The organism is Pontibacter sp. HSC-14F20 (genome assembly GCF_019599265.1).
Classification (GTDB): Bacteria; Bacteroidota; Bacteroidia; order Cytophagales; family Hymenobacteraceae; genus Pontibacter.
In genome coordinates, this window is record NZ_JAHZTC010000005.1 from 53,961 (window position 1) to 67,264 (window position 13,304).

The 13,304-nt window shown below is 48.3% G+C and carries 12 protein-coding genes; 7 read left to right on the top strand and 5 right to left on the bottom strand.

Annotation, left to right across the window (positions count from 1 at the left end; all coding sequences use genetic code 11):
* Nucleotides 1–14: 14 nt before the first annotated feature.
* From K3G39_RS06445 to K3G39_RS06455, 3 genes are all read right to left on the bottom strand, one after another.
* Nucleotides 15–458 carry a hypothetical protein gene (locus K3G39_RS06445; RefSeq protein ID WP_220625361.1) on the bottom strand — a complete coding sequence of 148 codons (444 nt, stop codon included), beginning with the start codon at nt 456–458 and terminating at the stop codon, nt 15–17.
* Nucleotides 459–812: 354 nt separating this feature from the next.
* Entirely contained in the window at nt 813–2,615 is a 1,803-nt protein-coding gene (locus K3G39_RS06450; RefSeq protein WP_220625362.1) for a M61 family metallopeptidase, read from the bottom strand.
* A gap of 101 nt (nt 2,616–2,716) precedes the next feature.
* Complete coding sequence (locus tag K3G39_RS06455) at nt 2,717–3,130, bottom strand: hypothetical protein (protein ID WP_220625363.1); 414 nt, start codon at nt 3,128–3,130, stop codon at nt 2,717–2,719.
* A 266-nt stretch (nt 3,131–3,396) separates the two neighbouring features.
* Here K3G39_RS06455 and K3G39_RS06460 point away from each other — a divergent pair, with 266 nt between their 5' ends.
* From K3G39_RS06460 to K3G39_RS06470, 3 genes are all read left to right on the top strand, one after another.
* A complete protein-coding gene (locus K3G39_RS06460) occupies nt 3,397–4,044 on the top strand; it encodes a C40 family peptidase (protein ID WP_220625364.1) in 648 nt (215 codons plus the stop codon).
* A 100-nt stretch (nt 4,045–4,144) separates the two neighbouring features.
* Entirely contained in the window at nt 4,145–4,519 is a 375-nt protein-coding gene (locus K3G39_RS06465) for a hypothetical protein (RefSeq protein ID WP_255594074.1), read from the top strand.
* Nucleotides 4,520–5,183: 664 nt separating this feature from the next.
* Nucleotides 5,184–5,615 (top strand): DUF2147 domain-containing protein, encoded by a 432-nt coding sequence (locus tag K3G39_RS06470; RefSeq protein WP_255594075.1) that lies wholly within the window; start codon nt 5,184–5,186, stop codon nt 5,613–5,615.
* 125 nt (nt 5,616–5,740) lie between these two features.
* Here K3G39_RS06470 and K3G39_RS06475 read toward each other — a convergent pair whose 3' ends face one another.
* Complete coding sequence (locus tag K3G39_RS06475; RefSeq protein WP_220625366.1) at nt 5,741–6,208, bottom strand: hypothetical protein; 468 nt, start codon at nt 6,206–6,208, stop codon at nt 5,741–5,743.
* 299 nt (nt 6,209–6,507) lie between these two features.
* Between K3G39_RS06475 and K3G39_RS06480 the strand changes: the two genes are divergently transcribed.
* Nucleotides 6,508–8,697 carry a gliding motility-associated C-terminal domain-containing protein gene (locus tag K3G39_RS06480; protein WP_220625367.1) on the top strand — a complete coding sequence of 730 codons (2,190 nt, stop codon included), beginning with the start codon at nt 6,508–6,510 and terminating at the stop codon, nt 8,695–8,697.
* 5 nt (nt 8,698–8,702) lie between these two features.
* Here the strand turns inward: K3G39_RS06480 and K3G39_RS06485 are convergent, their stop codons facing one another.
* Complete coding sequence (locus tag K3G39_RS06485; protein ID WP_220625368.1) at nt 8,703–9,329, bottom strand: cytochrome c oxidase subunit 3; 627 nt, start codon at nt 9,327–9,329, stop codon at nt 8,703–8,705.
* Nucleotides 9,330–9,624: 295 nt separating this feature from the next.
* Here K3G39_RS06485 and K3G39_RS06490 point away from each other — a divergent pair, with 295 nt between their 5' ends.
* From K3G39_RS06490 to K3G39_RS06500, 3 genes are all read left to right on the top strand, one after another.
* A complete protein-coding gene (locus K3G39_RS06490; protein WP_220625369.1) occupies nt 9,625–10,191 on the top strand; it encodes a hypothetical protein in 567 nt (188 codons plus the stop codon).
* 10 nt (nt 10,192–10,201) lie between these two features.
* The gene (locus tag K3G39_RS06495) at nt 10,202–12,553 is read left to right on the top strand and encodes a patatin-like phospholipase family protein (protein ID WP_220625370.1); all 2,352 of its coding nucleotides are present in this window, start codon (nt 10,202–10,204) and stop codon (nt 12,551–12,553) included.
* Nucleotides 12,554–12,677: 124 nt separating this feature from the next.
* A complete protein-coding gene (locus tag K3G39_RS06500) occupies nt 12,678–13,178 on the top strand; it encodes a DUF4920 domain-containing protein (protein ID WP_220625371.1) in 501 nt (166 codons plus the stop codon).
* Nucleotides 13,179–13,304: the final 126 nt, after the last annotated feature.

Here is a 13,304-nt window from a genome sequence, read left to right on the forward strand (position 1 = left end):
TATTGCAACAGAGGTCAGGATTTTGCTAAAATGGCGGAATCCCGGCCTTTTTGCATGTACAGGAGCCAATCCATCGCTTCTTCCTTTTCTGTAAAATAATTGAAGTGGATAAAATCATGCACCGGAAGCAGGCGGGACGCAATGTAGTTGTTGACCAAGGCTTTAAAATGCCCTTCAGAGAAAATGACGGCTGCATAAATGTCCTGGCCAAGTATGTCTGATACCTGCGGGTAATACTCGCGGCTTAACCAAGCCTCTTGCTCCGGATCAAGGGGGCCAATGCGTGAAATGTCAGTACTATAATAACAGATACTGGGATTGATCTTAACAAATTGCAGCGCCTGCCAGTAGATATTCCTGAATTGCTCGGTGTCTGGCTTCAATTTCCAGCTAATGCATAGCACACCTGCTTCCTTTAAAAAGGCAACAAAAGCATAGGACGAGTCACTTATCACCATATAGCAAACCGCTTGTTTTCTGGTATTTATACTCGAAATATAAGTTCAATTTTATTTTCCCGCAAATACTGCATTACAAATGTTACTAAAATCGGTACAACTACTGATTCGCTTAGCATGACGAATTCAGTGCTATTCTGAATATTTAAAGCAATGTAAGTAAAGTTATATTTCAAATACATTGTTTCAACTTAGAGTTTTTGTACTTCTCTAACAAAGTAAACGATCCTGCTTCCTACTCTGACCTCCCGAAAGTACGCACACCAGAATAATCCCTCCTTAAGGTATAGACTAATGAAAAAGGCGACGCTTTTTTGAAGCGTCGCCTTTTGGGTCAATGACTATGAGTGCAGTTTAGTTCTGCTTCAGCCACTTGTTGTAAATTTTCTGTTGTACTGCAGTTGGCTTCTCCACCCGCTCAAACTGATAGCGAACACTCTTATCGGCCACTATCGGAATTTGTAACTCCATCAGTTTACCGTCGCGCGCAACTGTTACCGTTACATTATCCCCGATCGCACGTCCACTGATCAAAGCGGAAATATCGCTTTCTACCCTGTACCCGTCTATCGCTATAAGTTCGTCGTTTACGTTCAGGCCGCCCTCCCAGGTGCTGCTGCCACGAGCTACGCTCTTGACAATGGTGCGGCCATTTTCTACAGCTGTTCCTGCACCCCAATTTAGGTTCAACACATCCTTATTCTGGTTTATCAAGCGGAGACCAGCAGCCTCAAAATAGCGATTGTAGTCTGGTGTTTGGGTACCGTGCACATAATTCTGGAAGAAATCATCCAGTTTACGGCCGGCGAATCGCTCCAAAGCTTCTTTGAACTCCTGCTCCGTAAAACCACGGTTAAGCTTGGTGTAGTAACGGTCATACATGTAGCGCATCACATCATCCAGGCTCTTATCTCCTTTCGTGTTCTTCATGATTTCCATATTCAGCAGATGACCCAATACACCGCCTTTGGTATAATAAGAAACCTCGGCATTGTTAGAGTTCTCGTTGCGGCGGTAGTACTTGATCCAGGCATCGAAGCTTGACTCAGCTATTGTCTGTATCTGGTTGCCTGGCGTATTCTCTACTGAGTTGATGCTGCCCGCCACCACGTCCAGGTAGCGCTGTGTATTCATCAGCCCGGCCCGCTGGGTTAGCAAATCGTCGTAATAGCTGGTAATGCCTTCAGATACCCACAACAGGCGGGTATAGTTCTCTTTATCATAATCAAAGGGACCAAGCGGTGCCGGGCGCAGACGCTTCACGTTCCAGAGGTGGAAGTACTCATGGGCTACCAGCGCCATAAAGCCGGAATAGCCCCGCTCTGTGCCGTAGTTCCATCGGCTCGTCTGAAGTGTGGTGGAGTTCAGGTGTTCCAGTCCGCCGCCACCGCGGTGCAGATTGTGTACAATGAATACGTAGCGGTCAACCGGCAGCTTTCCCATCAGGCTGATGCACTCCTCCACTACCTTTTTCATATCGGCCATCAGTTGCTTAGGCTCGTAGTTGCCTTCGCCGTACATGGCTACTTCGTGGGGTACGCCGCCCGCCTCAAAACGCAGTACCTCGTGGTTTCCAATCTCCAGCGGAGAGTCGGCCAGCACGTCATAGTCAGGAAAAGTATAGGTATAGCTTCCGGTGCTTTTCAGGCCGGTAGATACTGTTTTCCAGTCTCCATAAGGTTGCACCACGAGCGTGCCTTGCTGCTTTTGGTAGCCCTCCGGGTACATGAACATGCTCGTACCGTTTACATAGCCATGTGATGCATCCAGAAAGCTGGTGCGCACACTCATCTCGTAAGCGTATACCTTGTAGCTCACTTTCACGGCATCAGCCTTGTTGCTATACACACGCCAGGTGTTTTTACTGATTTTCTCGTGACGCAGCGCCTTGCCCGATTTGTCGGTTGCGTTGAAACCTTCCACATTTTTGGCGAATTCGCGCACCAGGTATGAGCCCGGAGCCCATACTGGTATTTTATAGTCAATGTAATTCTGCCGGGCACCACTCAGCTCTACCTCCACTTCAAAATAATGGGTATGTGGCTCGGGCATTGACAAGGTATAGCGCAGGTCAGCGGCGTATGCCGAGAGAGCGGTCAGGAAAAATAAACAACAGGATAAGAAAAAGTATAGAGTAGATTGCCTTGGTTGAAACATGCCGTTTAAATGGGTTGATGATTAAAAGCTTTCCGGCATTTTACGATAAAAAGCCTGCTTTTCAAAATCCGCATTGGTAAGATATAGGCAGGTATACCTGCTTAGGCGCACTCCGAATGGCGGTGGTTGAGCCACTGGATGGCATTCTGCAGGTCGCAAAATGTATTCATGATGATAAAGGAATTATAGCTTTGAAGCCCTAGCAAGCCCGATTCTTTGACCATGTCGTCGTAGCAGCGCTCGTCCACCACAAGGGCAACATGATTTCCGATACCCAGGTGCATCATGATCTGCGGGAAAAGCTGTACCTGCAACCAGGTTTCCTCTTCTTCACTCAGTCTACCGATGTTACGAAGGTCAAACAGCCATAACTTGACCTGATGCTCCCGGGCAAACCGAAGTGCCGCAAGCAAGCCCTGCCTAAAATCCTCTGTCTGCATGTTTCGGTTGAAGTGCAGCTCCAACCGATCTGCTACATAGCCAACTTCGCAAGTATCTGACTTAAACAGTTTCATTGTTTTACATTTTAAACCCAGTAACAAACATATAGATTTTATACTAATAATTAACATTATTATACCATAATAAATTCATTTTGGGCGTCTTTTATATGAACAGCTCAAAAACACAGATAAACGGTTGCAAAATGCCTGTCAAAATCGCCACGACTGATTAGGCGATTCCTCATTATCCCCAGCATACTAGGCAGTTGCACACATCCTATAGGGAATCTTGGCACGATATTTCCATAGGTATTGTTACTAAACCTAAACCCAACGCTATGAAAAAGATATTTGCTTTGATGCTTGCTCCTGTTGTGTTGCTGATGCTTATTATATCAGCAGACAGCGATCAGACAACTTCTCCTTCCAGAGAAACGAATGCAGTACACTTTGCCAGCTTGAAAACTGATAAATCAGAGGCCCTGCCAAAATCAGCCATTATAAAAAAGCACAACTTGAAAACCGAGTCTGAAATAAGGAAGGCTATACCTTCCAGGTCAAACGACGCTGATATGGGATGGATTAATGCCAGCGGCACCACTCCTACGGACTCATTAATTGCATATGCCCTGACGCTGATGGGAACACCTTATAGGTATGGTGGTACAAGCAACAGTGGTTTTGACTGCTCCGGCTTCACATCGCATGTATTCCAGGAATTTGGTGTACCAGTAACGCGCTCCTCCACTACCCAGTCAGAGGATGGTATACCGGTAGACCGCGATGAGGCACGGCCAGGAGATCTTGTTATATTTACAGGAACAAATCCACAGGTGCGTGAGCCGGGTCATGTCGGTATCGTTATTTCTGAGCCAGGTGATACCATCAGTTTTGTACACTCCTCTTCCAACGGCGGTGTTAAGATCAGTCAGGTGGAAGGTAGCGGCTACGACACCCGCTTTCTGGGTGTGAGACGCGTACTTTAAGGTATAGGCCTAACTAAAATCCACGATAATTACGTAAGACACACTATATAGCCCGACTGGCATTTGCTGGTCGGGCAAATTTCCGCTAAAAGAAATGATTATGGTGCATCCTTACGTAGCCAATTCCATCAACGCCCTGGTGTTGATTCTCGCCGGGCTGGCAGTCTATTTCCTCTCTCCTTCTCGCCCACTACCTGCTTTAGTGGCTCCTATGTTTGGTATATTGCTACTAGCGACTACCTATCACCTGAAACGGCATAATCAGTTTGTTTTTCACACCGTAACGGCCCTCACTCTGTTGGCGGGCTTCCTGCTGATCCTGAGCATTGATTTGGAAAATTTTGTTTGGGATGGCAAGCATATCCTTGTACTGCTGATGGGTATAAGCTGCTTTTTAGCGGTGTTATCTTTTGTAGCCTCTTTTTTGAAGGAACGCAGGCTGCGCAATAATACAATTTACAAAGAGGATCTGTAGGGATTAGGAGCTTACTATCCGGGTTATAGGTATGGGCAAAGGAAAAAGCGCCTGATGTAGCCCGTCAAGTTACACCAAGCGCTTTAAGAATCCTTCAAATCTTAACAAGCGGCACCCTGTTTTGCAGCAGCACCATCACTCAAGACCAAAGGTAATATTTACTGCGTAAGCAGTAGATAATCACTGCTTACTAAGCCAGTTCACTGTTAAGGTGAACACTATTACCAAGGCTTACTAAGACGACTGATGGATTAGACATAGCACCTCCTTTCTCTTTAGTCCGACATAAACCTTGCGCCGCTACGTGTAGTAGTCTTGCGCAAAGCTGCAGCACTCGCCGCTTTCACTGATTGTATAAAGTTAAAATAACGCTGATAAGTTCACAAGGTTTAGCACTTATTTTATCATCTTTTCTTTTTCAAGCATACGCAATGGCCCGTATATTGCACACTGTAATCTTAAGTTGCTCAAAGTAAGGTGAGTGCAAACTGATTACGGGCTACGATCAGGTATAAGAAAACTTAACACATGCTGCCATTCTTATTTTTAGGTATACACTAAACCGCTTCGTTCATCAAAAAATCGACCAGCGGCGTATCTTAGTTGAAAAATGAATTATTTTTCCTATATTTCGTTACTAATCTTATCAAACATAAACTAAATCATGAAAAAACACCTGCTAACCCTTGTAGCCCTAATGCTCTTTTCTACTGTGGCCTGGGCACAGAAACTCTCTCCTGTTGGCATATGGACCAATGAAGAAGGCAAAGCGCGTTTCGAGATTTACCAGTCAGGCGATAAACTGTATGGTAAGATCGTGCAATTGAAGGAACCACTCAGAAACGGCAAACCGAAATTGGACGAGAATAACCCTGACAAGAAGATGCGCAACCGTCCGTTACAAGGTATGGTGTTCATGAAAGACTTTAAATACGACAGTGGTAACAAGTGGGACGATGGCACGATCTACGACCCGGAGAGCGGCAAAACATACTCCTGCTACATGAAAATGACGGGCAAAGACAAGATGGAGGTGAAAGGCTATATCGGTATCTCCCTAATTGGCAGAACGCAAAACTGGACGCGGGTAGAATAAGCGATACAACGCAATCTGTAAAACAGAAAAGGTTAGCCCTAAAGCTAACCTTTTCTGTTTTCAACCCTTTACTGCTTTATTAAACTGTTTTTTTTGTAAAAGGTTTACTATACTGTCAGTCAGTATTAAAATACCTGCAGCACTTTATAGGTTTTATCACGAAACACAAAGCTTTCACCACTGGTTTTGCCCTCCATCGCCTTGTAAAGCGGCGACAATCCGGAGATCGCATAAAAGGACTCGCCATCGATTTTAATTTCGCCCAGGCTCACACCAATAAAGTAGTTTTGCAACTCCGTCATCACCACAGCCCCGAACGACACTTCCTTATTCTCCTTCGTTGAGTTCACTCTTTTCAGCACCCCCATGGTCGTGATCAGTTCGTCCAGCTGCCTTGCATACATGTCCCGTTGTATCTGGCATGCTTCCCTGAAGGATTCAAATTTATCCTCGATGGCGCCATGGTGTTCGTTGGCACTTTCCTGCGCCTCGTCCATAGCTTCTTTTGCTGCCTGTATCTGCATGTTCAGTAGTTTGGTAGACTCCTGCAGCAGTTTTTTCTTTAATTCAAGTTCTTGTGTTAGCGTCATCATGGTCTATGCATTATCCGGTAAACGATCAATTTTGAAGGGCATTAAAAAATCTGTATCTGCTTAAACTACAATAGCCGTGGATTGTTTTAATTGCGTATAAAAAGTAACATTTTTACTCAATATTGCAATATCAAGCTGATTCCCAGATGCCATATAACGAATAACCAGTCTGAATGTTGGATGCATTCAGCATAATATTTTAGACTATATAGCGAAGTTTCGGGATTTCCTGTAACTTATACCCTTGTACCAGTGCCCTATCACAAGAATTTGAAGTAAATCTCAAACCGCCGCCTTACATGAAACACGCTCTACTTCTTTTAATGTGCCTTCTATTCGTTTGTCTGCCTGCTGCAGCCTCACATATTGTTGGTGGCGAACTGGAGATAGAGCACCGCTCAGGCTATACCTACCGCATCACCATGAACTTGTATTTTGATGATGTGAACGGTACCCCGGGCGCCCGGGACCCTTCTGCCAACATCCGGATTTTCGATAAGCAGACCAACCGCTTTATGATGGATGTGCAGCTGCCACTGCGTAGCGACACGTTTGTTAACTACACCGATATCGCCTGCACAACTGGAGAGCTTCGTACACGTCGCATTGTATACTCCCAGGATGTTATCTTGTCCCCTAATGCATTCAACAGTCCCCAGGGCTACTACATGGCCTGGGAGCGCTGCTGCCGTAACCGCACGATCAACAACATTATAATGCCGGATGCAGCAGGTCAGGTCTTTTACATGGAGTTTCCGCCTGTTACCAGAAACGGATCACAATTTGTCAACTCTTCCCCGCGCCTGTTTCCGCCGCTGAGTGACTATGCCTGCGCCAACGAGCTGTTTTACTACGATTTTAGCGGTACTGATGCCGACGGTGATTCGCTTGTGTATGACATGGTTAACCCGCTCAATGGCTATGCTACCGCCGATCCGACCAATGCAGCACCGATCCCGAGCCCTGCTCCTTACCCTGAGGTAAGGTGGTTACCCGGGTATAACCGCGATAACCAAATTCAAGGCTCCCCACCCATCATTATTGGAAAGCAAACCGGTCGCCTGACGGTTCGCCCGGATCGCGTAGGCCTTTTTGTGTTTGCAGTGCGCGTGCAGGAGTACCGTGCCGGGGTAAAAATCGGGGAAGTAAGACGCGACTTTCAACTGCTTGTAAAAGACTGTCCACGTAACGACAGCCCGGTTGTTCAGGCAAGGGTAAATGGCCAGACCACGAATTACAAACAAGGTGAGATCATTCGGATCAGCCCAACGGACGCCCGCTGCCTGAATGTGGAGTTTACTGATCCGGACGCTAACTCGGCACTGACCCTCTATGCCCGCCCCGTGAATTTCAGCAGTGATGTCTATACCTTCTCCGGCACAACAAACGGCGTAGTAAACGGACCTAATGGACAGAAATCCCTGAACGCTAATGTATGCTTTGATGAGTGCTTCGACACGAAAGGGCAGGTGTTCAAGCTCAACCTGATTGTGAAAGACAATGGCTGCAGTCTGCCCCGGCAGGATACGCTGCAAGTAAGCTTTGTCATTGACCCCATCCCGAACGAACCGCCCTCTATTCAGCTCTCAGACCCAGACCGACTGTTTACGGTAATGGAAGGAGATGTAATTGACTTCAACGTGCTGGGTTCTGACACCGATAATGATGAGGTAACCATTTCAGCCAGAGGACTGAACTTTGATATGAACTCCTTACCGATCAGCTTCCAGAGCAGCACCGGCATCGGGCAGGTACAGTCCCCTTTTAGTTGGCAGATAGACTGCGAAACGCTCAGGCAGGACTCTTATCAGATTGAATTTACGGCCACATCCATGGTATGCGGCGAGGAACTGACACGAACAGAAGTTATTGAAGTAAGAACAGATTACCCAAATCAAGTGCCGGTGCTAACAACAGACAAACAGGTGCTGGTGTTTGAACTGGATCTGAACGAGCCTTTCGAGGCCAATTTTAGAGGTACTGACCTGGACAAGCACCTGCTAAGTATGCAGGCACGAGGTCAGAATTTCGACCTGGCCAGCATGGGCATGAGCTTTACGGCTACGGGTGGTCAGGGTGCGGCGGCGGGCAAGTTTAACTGGGCAGCGAATTGTGAGGCCTTTCAGCAGGGTGTGCTGCGGGTAGACTTTATGCTGCTGGAAGATGCCTGTGCCCCTTCTCCAATGCAGCTGATCACGATGGAGTTTAAAGTTAAAGTACCGGACTATAAGGATTTTACACCACCTAATATCTTCACGCCCAACGCTGATGGGCTGAATGATTTCTTTGAGATACCAGGTATGCCGGCTGATGCCTGCACCAGCTCATTTCAGCACATCAGCATTTACAACCGCTGGGGCAAGGAAGTTTTCTCGAGCACAGCACACAACTTTAAGTGGGACGGCAAGGATGTAAATGACGGAGTATATTACTACGTGATTGACTATGGGGCAGATAAGTTCAGAGGTTCTGTTACACTGGTGCGGTAACCCGATCAGGCCATAAACAGAATGACCAGGTATAGCGAAAGCCAGAGTGCTCCCAGAAAGTGCCAGTACGTGTTGAGCATGGATAGCTGCAGTCGTCGGTAAGGGTCGCGGATAAAGATCAGGCTGCGGACGCCATCGCCTGCCATGTGCGCTGTTTTGATCAGCAGGAAAGCCAGAAAGATCATACCGCCCAACAGGTGCAGCAGGTGCAGTGCCGTGATCAGGTATAGGTAACTGCCCGAGGCTTTGCCGGTAAAGTAGGCACCGGATAAGGTCAGTTCACGCCAGCCCAGAATCTGGGCTCCGATAAAGGCAACTCCCAGCAGAAATGTCAAGGCCAGGTAGCGGGTCATTTTGCGGAGCTTGTCTTTTTTGTAAATGCGGGGGATCTTGCTGATCGTGTAGCTGCTAAAGAGCAGAATCAGCGTGCTTATACTGAAAAACTTAGGAAGAGAGAACTGTTCGCTACCGAAACCGCCCGTCCGTACGAAAGCCACCACCAGCACAAAGAACAGCACGCCTATACCTACCATGCTCAGGTATAGCAGCATCCGGATCGGGTGCAGATGCTCTATTTTGCCAAATGCTGAGCCCTGGCGTGCGTCTACCTTCTTCTTTCTGTCCTGGTTCATGTCGAGTCATCTCCCCGAGCATACCCGACTTATGGCTGCGGGCCTCCTCTGTTCAATTTGAAATTCAGGTAATTTATCCTATTCTATATACCAACTACAGGAGGTTATAGTTTTGAAAATACTTCACAAAAAATAAGATTTAGCGGTCTTATTTATTCTCCAAACAAAGTTATACCTGCTCAGGGCAGCATACTGCTAATTCCGGGGAAATTTACCAGGATAAAAGCTTAGCCCCTGCTTTACCTTTCATGGCTGTTTTGCGTTAGCACAATTACATGCTACCATAAGCCCGGTTATGACCAAATTTCTACTGTCTGTACTTTGTTTTCTACTGATTGCTGCAGGCGCACAGGCACAGCAACCGCCTATACCTTACACGGCCAATAACACCATGCAAATCAGCCTGGAGGGAGAGCGCAGCACTTACGACTTTCAGTCGACCAAAATGCTGGTGCGCTACGACGAGAACACCCGCAAAATTGAGTGCCTCCTCCCCATCGAAAACCTGCTGCCAGCCAACGATTCCAGTCCGGTAGCCATGGTGCAGGACATCTTTTTTGCATCTCGTTATCCAGAGTTGTACATTGAGGTCGAAGCGCCGATCGAGCAGCTCAATGCCGGTAAACGAAACAGGCAGACACTGAACAGCAGAGTTTTCATCAACATCCAAGGCATTATCAAAGAAATGGTTATCCCGGTCACCTTCACGCCAGATCGCAACACGATTACCTTCAGCACCAGCTTTGAGCTGATGTTGCAGGATTTGCGCCTGCGTGTACCCGCCCGCTATACCTCCAGGCTGACAGGGCGCATGCTGTTTACGATACACAGTGCGCGCTGGGCCGACATTAGAAACCGATAAACACATTGCTATGCGCCTACTGCAGGCTGCCCGCCAGTTCACTCTGATGCAGGTATACAAAAGCACCCTTCTATACCTGCTGTCTCTGGTCCTGCTACTAAGTGGTCCGCAGGTTAGCTATGCCCAAAAAGTGGCCCTTGTGCTGAGCGGCGGCGGTGCCAAAGGTATAGCGCATGTGGGCGTACTCAAGGCGCTGGAAGAAAATAACATCCCGATCGATTACATTGTGGGCACCTCCATGGGCGGTATTGTGGGGGCACTTTATGCGGCCGGTTACTCGCCTGCTGAGATCGAATACCTGATCCATACCGAGGCATTTCAGGCATGGGCCACGGGCAAACCGGAACAGAACTATACCTACAACTTTGCCTCGCCTGACCCCAACCCTGCCCTGCTGAAACTGCACGTAGCACTCGACTCCGCTTTTCAGGCCAGGCTTACCTCCAATCTGGTAAATGATGCTTCGCTCAACTTTGCCCTGGCACAACTTCTCTCCCAGCCTGCCGCGCGCGCCGGCTACAACTTCGACAAGCTCATGGTACCTTACCGCTGCGTTGCCGCCGATATTTTCACGCAGCAGCAGGTTATCCTCCGAAAAGGTCAGTTGGCCGATGCCGTGCGAGCCACACTTACGGTGCCGCTCTTTTACAAGCCTATCCGGATAGAAAAGCGCCTGCTCTTTGACGGTGGTTTGTACAATAATTTTCCTGTGGATGTGGCGCGCAAAGACTTCAACCCGGATATCATCATTGGGGTAAACGTGTCTTCTAAAACCTACAGCCAGTACCCTTACGACAACGACGACTTTGACCTGGCCTATACCTTGCTCTACGCCATGATGTCGAACTCAGACTCTACAGCTCTTACAGAGAAGGACATTTACCTGCAGCCTGACCTGGGCAGCCTCAATTCGCTTGATTTCAAAAATGTAGAAGAACTTTTCGCAGCAGGGTATAAAGAGGCGAATGATAACATGGATCAGATTCTGCAGAAAATAAAACGCAGGGTAAGTCCTGAGAACCTTGGTGCAAAGCGGGAGAATTTCAGAAGCGGGTTTGAGCCCCATACCTTCCGCAGCGTGGAGATACAGGGCTTGAAAAAAAATCAGCAGGACTTTGTAGAGCGTTTTTTCCGGAGCTCCCAGGAACACGGCTATACCATGCAGGACGTGAAAACGGGCTACTTCCGTCTGGCTGCCATCGACAACTTCCGTAATCTGTACCCCTCCATGCGGTACGATGCCAGGGCGAAAGCTTATGACTTGCTATTGAACGTGAAGAAGGAAGACGGTATAAAAATAGCCCTGGGAGGTGTGATCGCCTCGCGCCCCATCGATAATATATACGCCGGGCTGGAGTACAGCGTGCTCGGCCGCCAGCTCTATACCTTTGCCGGAAGCTTTCAGACAGGTCGTTTTTACCAGGGTGCCCAATTGCGCACTCGCATCGACGTGCCAGCCAGTCTGCCTTACTACATTGAACCTACCTTTACCTACAATCACTGGAATTTTCTTTCCACGACCGGGTTGCTGCTGGAGCGCAACAATCTGCCCTTACTAGAACAGACCGACCGTAATTTTGCCTTGAACCTGGGCTTTACCAATACCTACAAAGGCAGGCTGGTGCTCAGCACGGCCTATGCACAGCATATCGACAGGTATAGTAACCGACTCGAGATACAACGCTCCGACACGCTGGACCGCACAGGCACGAGCGGTCTGACCGTGAGCGCAACCTTCAGGCGAGGTGGACTTAACCGGAAACAGTACCCGTCTGGCGGGCGCATGTTTACGGCGACTGGTCGCTTGGTGAGCGCAACAGAGAAATACAACCCAGGCTCAACAGCCAACGAATCGCAGTCGCTTTCAGCAGATCACAGCTGGTTTTATGGCAGGCTGCTTTATGAGAATTTTCTGGGTAATGGCAGTCACCGGTTCGGCTACAGGCTCGAAGGCGTGTTCTCCACGCAGCCATTCTTCAGCAATTACCGCTCTACCCTCACCATCGCACCGGCCTTTCATCCGCTTTCAGATAGCCGCACCCTTTTTCTGGATCGCTTCCGGGCACATGAATTTGTGGCGGGAGGACTGCAATACGTATACCTGATCACGCCCCGGTTTGAGGCTCGCACAGAAGGCTATTTGTTTCAACCCTACCGGCCAATCCTGCAAAGTGAAGACCAGCAAGCCTATTATGGAAAGAAACTAACGGGTACCGGCGTAGCTGCCACGGCTGCCGTAGTGTACCACGGCATACTTGGCCCGGCCGCCCTCAGCCTGAATTACTACAACGACCAGTCCAAAGAATGGGGCGTGCTGTTTCACATAGGCTTTCTGCTGTATCAAAACAGGGCACTGGAGTAAATTTGTAGCTGCGCGCTAACTGTTCAACGGTGTATACCTGCTTTTTGGCAGGATCGGATGGCAATGCTTTTGCACTTACGCAATAATCTCTATATTTGACAATTACAAAACACCCAACAGCTCCATGAAAAAACTATTTGCATTATTGCTGACTGCTGCCGTGCTGCAGGCCTGCTCACAGAACACCTCCACCGAAGGTCAGGAAACGGCCTCAGAAGCCGTAGCCGAAACAGAGGCGAATGCATACGGTGCGTCATTCACAGACGAAAACGTGATTTCAGCCGGGCAATTGCAGCAAGCTGTTAGCGGCAACGATTCCATTCAGGCTACCGTTGCTGCCGAGATCGTGGAAAGTTGTCAGTCGAAAGGATGCTGGATGGATGTGAAGCTGGAGGACGGCAGCACCATGAAAGTAACTTTCCGTGACTACGGTTTTTTCCTGCCCGTAGAAGACCTGTCAGGTAAAACGGCGGTGTTCACAGGTACGGCCAAGCATGAAATAATTTCGGTGGAGGACCAGCGCCACTTTGCAGAGGATGCCGGCAAGTCAGCCGAGGAGATTGCCGCCATTACCGAACCAAGAGAAGAACTACGCTTTGTAGCCGACGGCGTGAAACTGAAATAAGCGGTTCCGCTATACCTATACCTGAGCGGCTGTTCTTTCCGGAGCAGCCGCTTTTTTTATACGATCCTGTATACCTTATACCTGGCCAATTACGCTCAGCCCAAAAGAGATTTTAAAGCTGGCGGT